The 14666-nt window shown below is 72.2% G+C and carries 13 protein-coding genes and 1 pseudogene; 3 read left to right on the top strand and 11 right to left on the bottom strand.

The genetic code is table 11. The annotated features are described in order from the left end of the window. The 8 genes from ITI46_RS28350 to ITI46_RS28315 all read right to left on the bottom strand — a co-directional run. Positions 1 to 1275 (bottom strand): NADH-quinone oxidoreductase subunit N (locus ITI46_RS28350; RefSeq protein WP_209242764.1); only part of this gene is annotated, 1275 nt, incomplete at its 3' end. Then, positions 1272 to 2789 (bottom strand): complex I subunit 4 family protein, encoded by a 1518-nt coding sequence (locus ITI46_RS28345; protein ID WP_209242763.1) that lies wholly within the window; start codon positions 2787 to 2789, stop codon positions 1272 to 1274. The genes ITI46_RS28350 and ITI46_RS28345, both read right to left, overlap by 4 nt. Before the next feature lie 7 nt (positions 2790 to 2796). Next, a complete protein-coding gene (locus ITI46_RS28340) occupies positions 2797 to 4749 on the bottom strand; it encodes an NADH-quinone oxidoreductase subunit 5 family protein (protein ID WP_209242762.1) in 1953 nt (650 codons plus the stop codon). Further along, positions 4746 to 5048 carry an NADH-quinone oxidoreductase subunit NuoK gene (locus ITI46_RS28335; RefSeq protein WP_209242761.1) on the bottom strand — a complete coding sequence of 101 codons (303 nt, stop codon included), beginning with the start codon at positions 5046 to 5048 and terminating at the stop codon, positions 4746 to 4748. Before ITI46_RS28335 ends, ITI46_RS28340 begins: the two co-directional genes overlap by 4 nt. Further along, entirely contained in the window at positions 5045 to 5605 is a 561-nt protein-coding gene (locus tag ITI46_RS28330) for an NADH-quinone oxidoreductase subunit J (protein ID WP_209242765.1), read from the bottom strand. The genes ITI46_RS28335 and ITI46_RS28330 overlap by 4 nt, the downstream gene beginning before the upstream one ends. A gap of 35 nt (positions 5606 to 5640) precedes the next feature. Then, entirely contained in the window at positions 5641 to 6570 is a 930-nt protein-coding gene (locus tag ITI46_RS28325) for an NADH-quinone oxidoreductase subunit H (RefSeq protein WP_209242760.1), read from the bottom strand. Continuing rightward, positions 6563 to 7708 carry a hypothetical protein gene (locus tag ITI46_RS28320; protein ID WP_209242759.1) on the bottom strand — a complete coding sequence of 382 codons (1146 nt, stop codon included), beginning with the start codon at positions 7706 to 7708 and terminating at the stop codon, positions 6563 to 6565. Before ITI46_RS28320 ends, ITI46_RS28325 begins: the two co-directional genes overlap by 8 nt. Then, positions 7699 to 8049 (bottom strand): NADH-quinone oxidoreductase subunit A, encoded by a 351-nt coding sequence (locus ITI46_RS28315; protein ID WP_209242758.1) that lies wholly within the window; start codon positions 8047 to 8049, stop codon positions 7699 to 7701. The genes ITI46_RS28320 and ITI46_RS28315 overlap by 10 nt, the downstream gene beginning before the upstream one ends. Positions 8050 to 8337: 288 nt before the next feature. Between ITI46_RS28315 and ITI46_RS28310 the strand changes: the two genes are divergently transcribed. Together ITI46_RS28310 and ITI46_RS28305 are read left to right on the top strand one after the other, a co-directional pair. Continuing rightward, positions 8338 to 10932, top strand: coding sequence for a polysaccharide lyase family 8 super-sandwich domain-containing protein (locus tag ITI46_RS28310; protein WP_209242757.1), 2595 nt, complete (start codon positions 8338 to 8340; stop codon positions 10930 to 10932). A 150-nt stretch (positions 10933 to 11082) separates the two neighbouring features. Further along, positions 11083 to 11250, top strand: a complete 168-nt coding sequence (locus tag ITI46_RS28305; protein ID WP_209242756.1) for a hypothetical protein — start codon at positions 11083 to 11085, stop codon at positions 11248 to 11250. 10 nt (positions 11251 to 11260) lie between these two features. On the opposite strand, the gene ITI46_RS28300 is transcribed toward ITI46_RS28305, so the two are convergent. Further along, positions 11261 to 11956, bottom strand: a complete 696-nt coding sequence (locus ITI46_RS28300; protein WP_209242755.1) for a Clp protease N-terminal domain-containing protein — start codon at positions 11954 to 11956, stop codon at positions 11261 to 11263. 596 nt (positions 11957 to 12552) lie between these two features. On the opposite strand from ITI46_RS28300, the gene ITI46_RS28295 reads away from it, so the two are divergent. Continuing rightward, positions 12553 to 13131 (top strand): DUF4232 domain-containing protein, encoded by a 579-nt coding sequence (locus tag ITI46_RS28295; RefSeq protein ID WP_209242754.1) that lies wholly within the window; start codon positions 12553 to 12555, stop codon positions 13129 to 13131. A 112-nt stretch (positions 13132 to 13243) separates the two neighbouring features. On the opposite strand, the gene ITI46_RS28290 is transcribed toward ITI46_RS28295, so the two are convergent. Both ITI46_RS28290 and ITI46_RS28285 read right to left on the bottom strand, forming a co-directional pair. Next, the gene (locus tag ITI46_RS28290) at positions 13244 to 13816 is read right to left on the bottom strand and encodes a sigma-70 family RNA polymerase sigma factor (RefSeq protein WP_209242753.1); all 573 of its coding nucleotides are present in this window, start codon (positions 13814 to 13816) and stop codon (positions 13244 to 13246) included. A gap of 343 nt (positions 13817 to 14159) precedes the next feature. Continuing rightward, positions 14160 to 14666 (bottom strand): annotated as a pseudogene (locus tag ITI46_RS28285) (hypothetical protein); the annotation flags it as partial.

Below are 14666 nucleotides of genomic sequence, written 5' to 3'. Positions count from 1 at the left end.
GTGGAAGAGGGGGGCCAGCCAGCGCAGGTAGTAGAAGAGGGAGGCGACGGTGTTGGCGACGGCCAGCGCTGCGAGCCAGGTGTAGCCGCCGTCGACGGCGGCGGTGAAGACTTCGAGTTTGCCGAGGAAGACGCCGGTCGGCGGGGTGCCGACCAGGCCCAGCAGGCAGACGAGCAGGACGGCGGCCAGGCCGGGGCGGTGACGGGCCAGCCCGCGGTAGTCCCGCACCGTGCGGGCTTCCGGCAGGGCGGTGACGACGGCGAAGGCGCCGAGGTTGGTCAGCGCGTAGGCGGCCAGGTAGAAGAGCAGTCCCCGCTGGGCGAGGTCGCTGCGGGTGGCGACGGCGAGGGCCATCAGCAGATAGCCGACCTGGCTGATGGTGGAGTAGGCGAGCAGCCGCTTGACGCCGGTCTGGAGGAACGCGGCGAGGTTGCCCCAGGTCATGGAGACCGCCGCGAGGACGGCAAGCAGCAGCGGCCAGTTGACGTCGCTCAGCGGCAGGGCCTGGTGCAGCAGGCGGTAACCCGCGAGCAGCCCGCCGATCTTGGGCAGGGTGGTGACGTAGGCGGCGACCGGCGCGGTGGCGCCCTCGGTGACGTCGGGCACCCAGAAGTGCGCGGGCACGGCACCGGTCTTGAAGAGCAGTCCGGCCAGTACGGCGACGAGCCCGACGGCGACCAGCCCGTAGGCGGCGCCGGGCAGCGCCGGGCGCAGCGCTGCGTACCGCGTGGCGTGCCCCGCGCCGTACAGCAGCGCGACTCCGGCGAGCATCGTGGTGCCCAGCAAGGCGCCGAACAGGTAGTACTTCAGGGCGGCTTCGGTGCCCGCGGCGTCCTTGGCGAACGCCGCGAGGGCGTAGGCGGGGATGCTGGCGAGCAGATAGCCCGCGAACAGCGTCAGCAGGTCGGTGGCGCCGACCATGGCCAGGGTGCCGGCGCCGGTCAGCAGCAGCAGGACGTAGTACTCGGTCTCGCGCTTGTGGCCGCGTACCGGCTCGGCGGACAGGGCGACGATCAGCAGCAGCGCGGCCAGGACGGTCAGCCGGCCGGCGTCGGTGACGGTGTCGACGGCGAAGGCGCCGGAGAACACGGTCTGTTGGCTGCCGGTTGCCATGGTGATCGCGTCACCGGTCAGACCGGTGACGCAGGCCGCGGCGGCCAGTACGGCGACGGGCCACTGCCGGCGGCGCGGCAGCCAACTCCCGGCGAGCAGACCGCAGACCGCGGCGGTGACCAGCGCGGTCTCGGGGATGAGCGCGGCGACGTTCTCGTTCATCGGGCCACCAGGTCCGTCACCGTGCGGCCGGCCGGTTCGATCACGTCCAGCAGGAACCGGGGCGCGACGCCGATGACCAGGGCGAGGCCGAGCAGCGGGACGGTGGCCGCCGTCTCGGTGGCGTCCAGGTCGGTGACGCCGGCGACCTGGATTCCGGCGGGCAGCCGGGGCGGGCCGAGGAAGATGGCGCGGAAGGCCCGCAGGAAGAGGGCGGCGGTGATGAGGATGCCCAGCAGCGCGACGGCGGTCGCCGTGGCCTGGGAGGCGAGGCTGCCGGTGAAGATCTGGAACTCGGCGATGAAGCCTGAGAAGCCGGGGATGCCGAGGCCGGCGAACGCGGCGACGCCGGTCGCGGCGGCGAACCGCGGGGTGTGCGCGGCCAGTCCGGAGTACGCGTCGATCCGGTATGTGCTGCCCCGGTCGTACAGCACGCCGGTGAGCAGGAACAGGGCGCCGGTGAGCAGGCCGTGGCTGACCATCTGGACGACGGCTCCGGTGACGGCGAGGGAACGCGCCTGGGTGTCGGTGCCGGCGAGGGTTCCGGCGGCGCCGACGGCGAGCACGACGTACCCCATGTGGTTGACCGAGGTGTAGGCGACCAGGCGTTTGAAGTCGGTCTGCGCCAGCGCGACCAGCGCCCCGTACACCACCGAGACGACGCCGACGACAACGAACACCAGCGCGTACCGGCGCCAGCTGCCCGGCAGCAGCGGCATCGCGATCCGGACGAACCCGTAGGTGCCCATCTTCAGCAGCACCCCGGCCAGGATCGCGGAGCCCGCGGCGGGCGCTTCGGTGTGGGCCGGCGGCAGCCAGGTGTGCAGCGGCACGGTCGGGGTCTTGACGGCCAGCCCGGCGCCGAGCGCGAGCAGCACAAGGCCCGCGTACAGCCCGTGCCCGGCCAGCGGGTTGCTGCGGGTCAGTCGCACCAGGTCGAAGGTGTGCGGGTCGGCCGCCAGGTAGAGGCCGATGAAGCCGAGCAGCAGGGCGAGGGAGCCGAGGAAGGTGTACAGGAAGAACTTCAGCGCAGCGGCGCGGGCGCGTTCGCCGTGTCCCCAGCCCGCGATGACGAAGTACATGCCGACGATGGACAGATCGAAGAAGACGAAGAACAGGATCAGATCCAGGGCGACGAACACGCCGGTGCTGACGGTCTGGAGGAACAGGAACAGACAGGCGAGGGCGCGCACCCGGTGCGTCTCGCGCAGCGAGTAGAGCGCCGTCGCCAGGAACAGTACGCAGACCATCGCGACCAACGGCAGCGACAGCCCGTCCACCCCGACGTGGTAGCCCACACCCGCGCTGGGCATCCAGCGCACCTGCTGCTCGTACTGCATGCCGCCGGCACCGGCGTGCTGTGCGTCGAAACCGGCCCACAGAGCGACAACGAGAGCCAGGTCGGCGGCGGCCGTGCCGATCCACACCCACAGGCAGGCCCGGTCGGGGACGGTGCGCGGCAGCAGGGCGAGCGCGGCGCAGGCCAGCAGGGGCAGGAAGGTGACGACGGTCAGCACGAGTGGGTTACCTCACCAACAGCACGATCAGGGTCAGCAGCGCGAAGCCGACGACGGCTTGGGCGTAGTACTGGTGCAGCAGCCCGGTCTGCGGGCGGCGGGCCAAGGAGCCGAGCCGGCGGGCGCCCGCGGCCACAGCACGCACGGCGGCGTCGAGCCCGCCGTCGTCCACGCGCCCCGCCAGCCGGGCCAGCGCGTACCCGCCGTGCGCGAGCTGCCGGACGGCGCCGTCCACGACCTTGTCGTCGAAGACGGCCAGCGCACGGGCCAGCGCCAGCACGGGCCGTACGAACAGGGCGTGTGCGGCCCGTTCGAGGTGCAGCCAGTCCTGGGCCCACCGGGTGGTGACGGTGACGCGCGGGGCGCGCGGCAGCCACCACCACGCGGCGCCCGCCGCTGCGAGGGCGACGGCTGCGGAGAGGCCCGCCTCCCAGGGGTGGGGCGACGGTTCGCCGCCCGCACCGAGGAGAGCACGCAGCCACCCGGCGGGCCCGGGCAGCGCCAGTACGCCGAGCACGGCCGAGGCGGCGGCGAGCACCCACAGCGGCAGCCAGGCGGAACGGGGCATGTGCCGGGGGCTGTGCCGGCCGGTGGCGTAGCCGGTCTCGTGCCGGGGGGTCGCGTCCGGCGGCTGCGAACGGGTGACATACCACAGAGCCTTGACGCTGTAGACCGCGGCGATGGCGCCCGCGGCCAGGCCGGCCGCGTACAGCGCGTGGCTGTCGGCGCGGGCGGCGCTGAGCACTTCGTCCTTGGCCGCCCACAGGGACAGCGGCGGCAGTCCCGCGAGCGTCAGTGCGCCCGCCGTGAAGGCCGCGCCCACCAGTGGGTAGCCGCGTGCCGCGCCCTTGAGTGCGGGCAGTTGCTGGGTGCCCAGGGCGGTCAGCCAGGCGCCTGCGGCCAGGAAGAGGCCGGACTTCACGGCGGCGTGCGCGACCAGTTGCGCTGTTCCGGCGGCCACGCCGCCCCGGGTGCCCGCGGCGAGCACCATGAAGCCCAGCTGTGCGGAGGTGGAGGCGGCCAGCAGCTGTTTGACGTCGCGCTGGGCGACTGCCACGACGCCGAGCGCCAGCGCGGTGACGGCACCGGTCCAGGCGACAAGCGGGCCCGCCCAGCCGGTTGCGTTCAGCAGCGGATGCGCCCGCAGCAGCAGATAGGCACCGGCGGCGACCATGGCGGCCGAGTGCAGCAGCGCGGAGACCGGGCTCGGGCCCTCCATCGCGCGGGACAGCCAGAAGGAGAAGGGCAGTTGCGCCGACTTTCCCAGCGCCGCCACCACGACGCCGGCGCTCACCACGTGCAGCCACGGCCCGCCGGTGCCCGGCAGCGCGTCCAGCCGCAGGGAGCCGACGCCGCCCGCCATGGCGGCGCCTGCGGCGAGGTACAGGCCGAGATCGGCGGTGCGGGTGGTCAGGAACGCGGTGTCCGCAGCGCGGGCGCGGCGCGGCTGCCGCCACCAGTAGCCGATCAGGGCCCAACTGGTGGCGCCCATCAGCTCCCAGGCCATCAGCAGCAGCGGCAGCGTGGTCGCGGTGACGGTGACCAGCATGGCGCCCGCGAACAGCAGCATCATCCCGTGGAACCGCCCGGTGTCCTCGCCCCGGCCCGGCTCCCCCGCCGCGAAGGCGAGCACCGCTGTGGTGACGGCGGCGATGGTGACCACCATGACCGCGGACAGGCCGTCCACCTCCAGCCCCGCCCGTACGCCGGCGAACAGCGGGGCACTCACGTGCGGCCGGGTGAGCGCGACGGCGACGGCCAGCGCGAGGGTGGCCACAGCCACGGTCAGCGCGGAACAGCGCCCCGAAGGGGCGCGGGGAACTGCGCGCGAAACCACAGCCCCTCGGCAGACGGCAGACGGCGGACCGGGGCATCCCCTCTCCCACACGGCGCTCACAGCCAACAGCGCCCCCGCACCCAGCGGAAGAGCCACCAACGCCCACAGCAGCGCGCCGGTCATCCTTTCAAGTCCTCGGCCATATCGGTCATATCGACCTGACGGGCGCGGTAGATGGCGGTGGTGACGGCGAAGCCCATGGCCATCTCCACCGCCATCGCCACCACGGCCCCGACGATGACGACCTGCCCGTCGGCCGCCGGGGCGAGGAAGTGCCAGAACGCGGCGGCGGCGACGATGATCCCGCCGATCATCAGCTCGATCCCCATCATGATCATGACGATGGACTGCTGGGACAGCGCTCCGAACAGTCCGATGGAGAACAGCCCGGCGGCCAGCACCAGTACGAGTTCGAAGGTCACCGCCCCACCCCTCCCCCGGCCGGGTCCCGGGCCTGCCGTCGGCCGAGGTCGTCGCCGAAGCGGTCGTACCGCCCGCGGTGGGTGGCCAGCACGGTGGCGCCGACCATGGTGGCCAGCAGCGCGAAACCGAGCACGAGCATCGTCAGCATCTGCGTGCCCATCAGCGCCTTGCCGAGCTGGAAGGTGGTGTCGGGCGGCGGCGGGCCCGTCCTGGCGGGCCACGGCGTCAGAAGGACCGCCGCGACCAGCGCCGCGAACACCGCGCCGCTGACCAGGAGCGAGCCGCGCTTGTTGTGCAGCATCGACATCGGCATCAGACCGGCCGGGTTCATCATGTACGCGATCATGAAGACCGCCATGATGACCATCTCCATCACCATCATCAGCACGATGGCCACACCCAGGTACGGCAGCCCGAGCACCGTCACCACCCCGCCGACGCAGCACAGGGAGCCCAGCAGCGCGAAGGTGACCCGGGCCATCGAGTCGCAGGTGAAGACCAGCACGCCACCGGCCAGCGCGAGCACCCCCAGCCCAGCCAGCAGCGCCAACCGCACCGTGTCCACAGTCGTTCCTCCCTCGTCGTGTGGCGTCAGCGGTCCAGTACGACCAGCGCGGGCACCAGCGCCTGCGCGATGGTCAGCGGTACGAGGACGACCCAGGCGAACTCCGCGTACCGGTCGGCGCGGAGCACCGGCAGCCGCCGCAGCGACCACACCAGCACGGCGAGCACCAGCAGCGTCTTGAGCGCCGACCAGGCCCAGCCGGGCACTCCTGGACCCGCGGCACCGCCCAGGAACAGCGGAACCGCCATCGCGGCACCGGAGGTGAGCCACAGCCACCTCCCGGCCTGCAACAGCAACCGGTCGACGCCCGCCGTCTCACCGAGCACGCCTGCCGCGGTGTCCCGGCCCGCGGGATAGCCGAACGGCCCGAGGAAGGCGAACGCCAGCACTCCCGCCAGGTAGCCGGCGAAGGCGACCGGCATCCACACCGCGAACCACAGCCCCTGCTGGGCCTCCGCGATATCGCCCACCCCAAGCGACTGCGCCGCGGTGGCGGGTGAGATCAGCGCGAACATCAGCGGCAGTTCGTAGGCCAGCCCCTGGGCGACGAAGCGGTAGCCGCCGATAAGGGAGAACGCCGCGTTCGGACCCCAGCCGGCCAGCCACAGCCCCGCCCAGGTCAGCACCTCCATGGCGTTGAACCAGACCACCCCGACGGACAGGTCGGCGACCGCCCGGTGCCCGAACGGAATCACCAGCACCGACAGCACCGCCGCCACCGGTACCGTCACCACGCCCAGCCGCCACAGCAGCCGGTCCGCCTTCGGCAGCGTGCGCGGCTGTTGGGCCAGCAGCCGCGCCACCTCCAGCAGCGGAACCGCCGCCACCGCGGCTCGGGCCGGGCGGCCGGCGTACCGCGCGGCCAGCATCGCGTCCCCCGCGACCGCCAGCACCGCCCCGGCCAGCAGCAGCGCGGGCGCCACCAGCACCGGCCACCAGCCGGCCGCCTCAACCACGCGAGGCCACCTCCCGTGCCGCTGCCGCCAGTTCGTCCGGGTCGGGGTCGAGGCTGGCCACGATCAGCCGGGCCGCCGCCAGCTCGGCGCCCTCCAACAGGCCCGGCAGCACCCGCAGCAGCGCTTCCGACGGCGGCTGTCCCGCGTCGCCCCGGCCGCGCGGGCCCTCGTCGTACGCGGCGTCCAGCGGCGCGGGGTCCGCCAGCCGCTCCACGTCCCGTACGACGGCGGCCAGCCAGGTGCGGTAGCGGGCTGCGACATCTCCGCCGGCCCGTGCGGCAGGCCCGCTCACCCCGGCTGCCCGCGCCTCGTCCGCGCCGAGCACGCCCGTGCCGCGGGTCAGCCAGTGCAGCGTCCGGGAGCGTGCGACCCGGCGTGCGAACCGCCGCACCGCTGGCCGGAGCGCCCCGGTCGCTGCGCCGTCGAGCAGGTCGTCCCGCAGTCGGCGGGCCGTTGTGGCAGCGTGGGCCCACCCCGCGAGCGCCAGCAGCCGGCCCAGACTGTCCAGATGGGCGGCCGCCCGCCGCCGCGCCGCCTCCCCGGCGCCGACCCGCTCCCCCGCCGCAGCCCGCGCCCACGGCTCCGCCCAGAACGGCGCGGTTCCACGAGTGGCGGGCTGCTCCCCCATCTCCGCCTGCTGGATCACATCTCCCTGCAGCGTCAGGCGGACCGTCACCCCCGATGGCCAGTCGGCGAGGAACGGGCCGAGGGAGAGGTGCAGTTGGTCCAGCGACAAGCCGTCCCGGTCCGGCGCCGTCTCCGCCATCGGCAGCCCGCCGGGCGGCTCCGTACCGTCCGAGGGCGGGGCGGAGGCGGGACCAGGGGCCGGGCGGGCGGCCAGTTCGATGCGGCACCGGGCGACGGCGTCGGCGACCGCTTCCGGTGTGCGGGCCTGCGCCCGCGCGCGCGGCGCCGGCATGTGCTGCCAGAGCCGGTCGAGCGCGGGGCGCAGGGCGGGGCAGTCGGGGCCCGCGACGAGGAGGATGCCGGCGTCTGCGGGGGTCGGCGCGAGCGGCAGGCCGTCGAGCCTCAGCTGCCGTTCGGCGGCGAGCCGGGCCGCCGTGCCACCCGGCGTGGCCACCAGCAGGATGTGCGGCCGCGCGGCGGCGGCCCGCAGCAGCGGAGCTGTCAGGTCCATCGCAGCGCACCCTCCCGCCAGGCGTACGCGACACCGGCGACCAGGACGGCGAGGAAGACGAACATCTCCGTCACGGCGCTCGGCCCGACGGCGGAGATGACCCGCGTCCACGGATACATGAACACCATCTCCATGTCGAAGGCGAGAAAGAGCATCGTGATCGTGTACCAGCGCACATGGAACCGGCTGACCGCGTGCTCGGCAGGCTCCAGCCCCGACCCGAACGGCCCAGCCGCCAACGGCTCCGGCGTGCCACGCAGCGTCCTGGCAGCGCCGTACAGCACGCCGACTGCGAGCAGCGCGACGCCCAGCAGCGCCAGGGCCGCGGTGAAGCCGTTCATGCCGTCCTCGCCGCGTACGTAGGCCGTTCGTGCCGTACCGCCATGCCTTTCGCGCCCTTCCTGTCGTGCCGCCGACGCCCCCGCGTACCCCTAGGGGGCATACTCATGCACCCCGTTTCCCACCTCGGCCTCTCAACGGTGCCTGCTACCGGTCCGGCTTCCCCGCATGCCACGCCAGCGCGCCCGCGGTCCGGTCCGCCGTGCGCAGCTGCTTGTCGGGGTCACCTGCCGGTGTTTGACTGCTTGGTTGGCTGCGCAACACCGGTCCGGCTCCCAGCGGGAGGCCCCATGGAGCTCACGCGTAGACATGTGCTGTCCCTCCTGTCCGCTGCCGGGCTGGCAGCGGTGATCCCCTCCACGATTCCGCCGACCGAGGCGTCCGCCGCGCCGGGCAGCGCCCACGGCGGCGGCTCCGGCATCGACCGCCTGCTCGGCAACACCCGTGCCGTCCTCACCGGCACAGCGGAGTCCAACGCGCGCCCCGAGACGGCTGCCAAGCTGGCGGCGGTCGCCGGGGCGGCGCGCGGCCATCTGGCGGACATGGCCGCGGCGGGCGAACACGAACTGTTCCGCGGGCTGCCGCTGGGCAGCAGCGACGCGAACCTCAACACCTCGTTCCGGCGGCTGTACGAGATCGCGCTGGCCGCCCGAACCCCGGGCTTCCCGTCCGACGGCGCGCCGGGCGACGCGGCCACCCGGCGCCGGGTCGTCGAAGGGCTCGTCCGGCTCCATGAGCGCTACTACGGCGACCAGTCACAGGGCTACTACGGCAACTGGTTCAACTGGGAGATCGGCATCTCCACCAGCGTCACGGCCACACTGGTGCTGCTCGCCGAGGATGTCGCCGCGCAGCAGCCCGGGCTGACGCACCGTTATGTCGCGTCCATGGACGCGTATCTGCGCAACGGCAAGGACGGCGACGTCGACCTCGACTCGCGGTTCCACACCGGCGCCAACCTGGCCGACATCACCACCAACCGGATACTGCAAGGCGCCCTGCTGGGCGACGAGGCCCGGATCCGCAAGGCCCTGGAGGACCAGCTCACCGTCTACGCGACGGTCGACCCGTACCAGCTCAGACACGGCGTCACCGACGGGCACTACGCGGACGGGTCGTTCGTCCAGCACGCGTCCGTCGCCTATACCGGCTCCTACGGCAAGGCCCTGCTGACCCGGGTCGTGCAGACCCTCAAATTCCTCGACGGGACCGGTTACGCCAACACCGAGGCGCTGGTACCCGTGGTGCACCGGTGGGTGACGGACGGCTTCGCTCCCGTCATCTTCGAGGGCTGGATGATGGAGATCGTCAAGGGCCGGGCCGTCTCCCGCACGGGCGGCGGATACGCCGACAGTGCGGCGGTCGCCGAGGCCGTCACCGACCTCGCGGCGTACGCGGACGGGGAGCGGGCCACCGCGCTCAAGAGCTACGTCAAGCATCTGGCCACGGCCTCGGCCGCCCCGCCCGACCCGGCGCGCTTCGCCTCACCGCTCACGGTGGTGCGCCACGCCACGATCCTCGCTGACGGCACGGTGCCCGCCGCCGACCTCAACCCGGCGTCCCGCAGCACCGCCTTCAACGCCATGGACAAGACGGTGCACCGGCGCCCCCGGTACGCCTTCGCGCTGGCCCGCAGCTCGGAGCGGATCAGCAAGTACGAGTACATGAACGGGGAGAACCTGATGCCCTGGTTCCAGGGCGACGGTGCCTACTACCTCTACCTCGCCGGTGAGGACCAGCGGGACGCGTTCGGTGTGGACTACTACACCGCCGTACCGCCCTACGGGCTCGCCGGGGTCACGGCACCCGACGAGCGGCGCAGGACCGTCCCCGAGCTGTACGGCAAGCCGTACTACGACAACCCGGACCACCCGCTGCACTTCACGTCCTCGTCCGAGTCGCAGAACACATACGTGTACTTCCCGCGCGGCACCAACCGGCACTCCGGCGGCGCCGTGCTGGGCGCCTACGGCGTGGCCGGGATGGTGCAGTCCGACGATGTCGCCTACGCGGAACGGGACCGGCTGCCCGACGACTTCACCGTCTACCGGAACGCGTGGGCCACCAAGTCGTGGTTCCTGCTGGACGACGAGATCGTGGTGCTGGCGGCCGGCGTCGGGGACCGCTCCGGCCGCGCTGTGACCACCACCGTGGACGCCCGGATCGCCGACCCGGGCCACACCCTGCGGATCAGCGGGGAGCGGGCGGACGGCGGCCGGTTGCCGGACGGCGGCGGTACGGGGCCGCTGCGCTGGCTGCGGTACGCGGACGAGACGCGGGGGACGGCGGTCGGGTATGTGTTCCTCGACTCCCCCGGCGGCGCGGGCCGCCATCCGGTCACCGTCGGACTCGAGACCGTCACGCGCAGTCGGCGGCTCGTGCGGACCGCGAACCCCGACACCCCGGTCACCCGGCAGGTGTTCAGCGCCGCGTTCCGGCAGGAGGCGGGTGCGGGGGCGCGGCGCCATGCCTATGCGCTGGTGCCGCATGCCGGGGAGCGGGAGCTGCGTGCTTACGGCGCTGAGAGTGGGCCGGTCACCGTGCTGGCCAACAGCACCCGTCTGCAGGCGGTGCGGCACGCCGGGCTCGGTCTGGTGGCCGTCAACGCCTTTGGGCGCGGCGAGCAGTCGGTCGCGGGGGTTCGGGTGGACGGTCCCGCCTCGGTTCTCGTCCGCCGCGAGAGGGGATGTCGTGGAAGGGTGACCGTCGCCGCTTCCGACCCCACCATGCGGCGGGACCGGCTCACCGTGCTGTTGCGGGGCAGGGGGCTACGCGCTGTCGGGGCCGCCCCGGACGTACGAGTCAGCCGCGTACCCGGCGGTACGCTGCTCAGCTTCCGCACGCGGCATGCGTATGGGGGCACCCGCACCGTCGCTCTCCGTTAAGCATGTGTGCCCCGCGTGGGGGCTGCGCTTGCCGGCCCTGCTCCCCTAAGCTCTTCGAGCAGAGGTACCCCCACCAGCCACAACGCACCCGCAGCTTAAACGCCGGCTGGTGTGGGGTACCCGGCAAGGTGAGGGAGAGGAGCGAACACGATGAGTGATCAGACACCGACGCCCTCCCAGGCCGAGGGCGAGCGCGACAACGGCTTCGCGGAGACCCGTTCCATGCCGCCCGAGGAACGCCGCAAGGCCGAGCATCCGGACCTCCCGCGCACCACGCCGTCCCAGGCCGAGGGCGAACGCGAAGAGGACGCGGGCTGATCCGCCCGGGTCAGCCCGCGTGCGCCTCACGCAGCCGGTCGGCGCCCAGCCCTGCCTCGATCAGCACGCCGCCCCCCGCACCGCGGCCGATCTCGGCGATGCCGATGAGCAGGTGGTCGCAGCCGATCAGCTCGGCGCCGCACTGCTCCGTCTGCTCCTCCGCGATGGCGATGGCCTTGCGTGAGTACGGGGTCCAGGCGATGCGCTCGGCCGCCTGGGAGGCGCCCATGCTCAGCCGGTCCCCGACGGCACGGTGGATCTTCTCGGGGTCTGCGCCCGCCGCGGTCAGCAGCGCGGTGGCGCTGTTCTCCTCCGAGGTGAGCCCCCACAACAGGTGTTCGGTGCCGATGTAGTTGTTGCGGTGCTGGATGGCGGCCTGCTTCATATACGTCATGGCCTGCTGAAGTTCCTCGGTGAGGACCTCGGGCGTGTACCTCTTGTGCGGCGCGTGGAAGCGCTGTTGCACCGCTTGTCTGGTGACGCCGAGGGCGGCACCGATGTCCGTCCAGGAGATGCCGTGCAGTCGGCAGTGCTCCACATAGTCCTCCACCAGGTCGTCCGCGAGGACCTGGAGTTGGGATGCCAGTTGGGCGGCCGACGACAACAGTGCGAGCCAGTCGGGCTGCTCACCTCCGTCGGGCCGGTGCGCGGCCTCGCAGGTGCGGTCGACTTCCGCGATGAGAGCGTCCAGATCAGGAAGTGCCATGTAGTCAAGTACGCCTTGACAAAGGTGTTTTGTCAAGCAGGCCTTGCCATGCCTTGAGCTCGCGGGGACCTCCGGACGGCTCAGTGCGCCCCGTGCCCGGGGCGTGCGCCCCTGGCGCCGCAACTCCGTCCCCTCGGGGGGTTATTCGCCGATTCCCTTGCTTTCGTTGCGGCACATTTCTGGAATAGATCCTGAAGCACGTCATGACGGGAAAACCCGGACGTGGAGAAGGGAAGGGAGCCGCGTTGGCCACGTTCGAGGAGATGACGGTTTCCGGAGCCCACGGAGGCGCTCCCGGCCGGCTGTCTGGCCTCCACAGGAGCCACGCCTGAAGCCTCCTGGGACGCCCGTGCCCCTGGTCGCCTGCACCGGAACGACCAGGGGCACGGCGCTGTCCGGCCAAGAGCACCAGCTGCCGAAAGGCGGGAACTCTGCTGTCCGGCACCGCCGAACTGGAGCACGCTGTCGTCGACAGGGGAGCAGATGTGAGTAACGTCACAGCGTGCGGGCAGTCCTGCCGTGAACTTCTCACCTGCTGAGCACATCGGACCTCCCATACAGCGCACGAGTGCTCGATCAAGAGGGGGAAGACCACAATGACCGGGAAGCAGCAGAAGACCAGCACCGCAAGGGGGCGCGGCCTCACCCGGCTCGGCGCCGCCGGTCTGGCCGTCGCCGCGGCAGCGGGGCTCGGACTCGCGGGCGCCGGGGCGGCGCAGGCGCTCAGCAGCCAGGCCGTCTCCACGGTGCCCACCTGCCGGACGTCGGGGCTGACCGCCTCGTTCGGGCAGAAGCTGGGGGGCGGGATGAACCACGAGGGCGTCGTCCTCAAGCTGAAGAACACCAGCGGCCACACCTGCAATGTGCGCGGCTACCCCGGGCTGGGCCTGGAGGACTCCGGGCACCGGACGCTGCGCTCGTCGGTCCGCTGGGGCGACACCTATTACGCGCAGGACCCGGGCAAGAAGACGCTGACGCTCAAGAACAACCAGAGCGTCGAGGCCGTGGTCTCCTGGACCCACGCCAACGCGGGCACCTCCGGAGCCCGTCACGTGAACTATCTCCAGGTCACACCGCCGGCCAACACCGCTCACAAGACCCACGAGCTGCGCACCTGGGTGGACAACGGCCGCCTGGAGGTCACCGCGCTCGCCCGGCGGGTCCCCGTCGGCTGACCCCGGTCCGACTGCGGCCGGCCACAGACGCCACGGTTCCGAACGCGCGACCAACTGTGCCCCTGTCAGCACTCAGCCGACAGGGGCACAGCTGTCCCTTGCCCGCTGCCGGCTAGTTCGCCGCGGGCACGGGCTTCCCGTCGACGGATTCGGTGACGCCCAGAGCCTGCCGCAGCTTCCGTACCGCGTGGTACAGCCGCGACTTGACGGTGCCCGGCGGTATTCCGAGCACAAGCGACACCTCCCGAGTCGACCTGCCCGTGTAGTACGTCTCGTACAGCACCTCCCGGTGCGCGGGCGAGAGCGACCGGAACGCCTTGACGAGCACCAGGGAGGAGAGCACCCGGTCGACGTCGTCGTTATCGGCGAGCACGTCTTCCAGCCAGGCGGCGCCGTCCACCTCCTTGGGTCTGGCCCTGCGGAGGCGGTAGTCGTCGATGACGAGGTTGCGCGCCACCTTGAACAGCCACGGCCTCAGGTCCTGCCCCCCGCCGCCTACCAGTTGCTGATTGCGCCAGCAGCGCAGCAGCGTCTCCTGCACCACGTCCTCGGCCCGTTGCAGATCTCCGCCGAGCAGTTGGAGCACATAGCCCTGTAAGGGCCGGGCGTGCTGTTCGTACAGCGACCGAGTCGCCCGTTCCTGTGCGCTGGCCGCGCCGACAGACCCCAGAACTGTCCAGCTCACGGTTGTACCCCCTCGATTCGAACCGCCGGCGACGGCGGTCTGGCCTCGGGACTCGCCACAGCGGCCCCCTCACGAGGTGGTGAGTTTTGTGAGGGGAGATCCACGTGGCGTTGACGACCGATTACCTCGGAACGGCGCGCCATCGGGCCGCACGAAGGGCATGAAACGGTCGTATCCCGGTAAACCAGGTACTAGTGCGCTTTACGAGGAATTAGATGCGCACTCAGCGGGGGAAGTTCACGATCGAACCAACCGGATAGTGTGACGCCGGTCACAATTGACCCGGGCGGGACCCGCGCCGGGGCTGCCGTACACGGCGTCAATGCGATGTTGATCCTGCTGGTCAGTCGCCTGCCGTGGGTGCCAGCGCAGCCAGCCGCATCCGGACTCGGCGCGGCAGCGCCATGTCGTCGGCCGCCGGTCCGGCCTCCGCGGCGAGCGCGGACCAGATGTCGAGCACCACTCGGCCATGGGCCCGCATCGCCTGCGGGTCGGTAAGCATCTGCCAGTTGCCGACCGCGCGCCTGAGGAATCCGTACGCGCGGGGGTTGCCCTGCCGCTGACAGACTCGGGCGAGGTCGCAGTAGATCGCCGTTGCGCTCGCGTAATTGCCTGCCAGGCGGGCGACGTACGCCTCCAGGTCACGGGCCTCCAGGGTGTAGGGGTGCTCCTCGCCGTAGCTGCGCAGCGCGTGCTCCCGCAGCCGGAAGGCGAGCACCATGGCCCGCTGCGGCTCCCCACCGGACGCGGCCCGGTTGATGTGCGCCACGGCCTCCGCGAGTTCGCCGGGGACGGGGGGCCGGGGTGCCCCGGCGAGGGCGGGACCTTCCGGGGCCGGAGCGGAAGTTGT

Origin of the sequence: Streptomyces oryzae, assembly GCF_017676365.1 — a bacterium.
Classification (GTDB): domain Bacteria; phylum Actinomycetota; class Actinomycetes; order Streptomycetales; family Streptomycetaceae; genus Streptomyces; species Streptomyces oryzae.
Note: the sequence above shows the minus strand (reverse complement) of the source record. Positions and strands in the feature narration are given on the sequence as shown.

Coding starts and splice junctions, on each gene's coding strand:
- ITI46_RS28340 (WP_209242762.1), bottom strand. CDS start 4,749: ATGACCGGCGCGCTGCTGTGGGCGTTGGTGGCTCTTCCGCTGGGTGCG.
- ITI46_RS28320 (WP_209242759.1), bottom strand. CDS start 7,708: ATGGACCTGACAGCTCCGCTGCTGCGGGCCGCCGCCGCGCGGCCGCAC.
- ITI46_RS28315 (WP_209242758.1), bottom strand. CDS start 8,049: ATGAACGGCTTCACCGCGGCCCTGGCGCTGCTGGGCGTCGCGCTGCTC.
- ITI46_RS28310 (WP_209242757.1), top strand. CDS start 8,338: ATGGAGCTCACGCGTAGACATGTGCTGTCCCTCCTGTCCGCTGCCGGG.
- ITI46_RS28305 (WP_209242756.1), top strand. CDS start 11,083: ATGAGTGATCAGACACCGACGCCCTCCCAGGCCGAGGGCGAGCGCGAC.
- ITI46_RS28300 (WP_209242755.1), bottom strand. CDS start 11,956: ATGGCACTTCCTGATCTGGACGCTCTCATCGCGGAAGTCGACCGCACC.
- ITI46_RS28295 (WP_209242754.1), top strand. CDS start 12,553: ATGACCGGGAAGCAGCAGAAGACCAGCACCGCAAGGGGGCGCGGCCTC.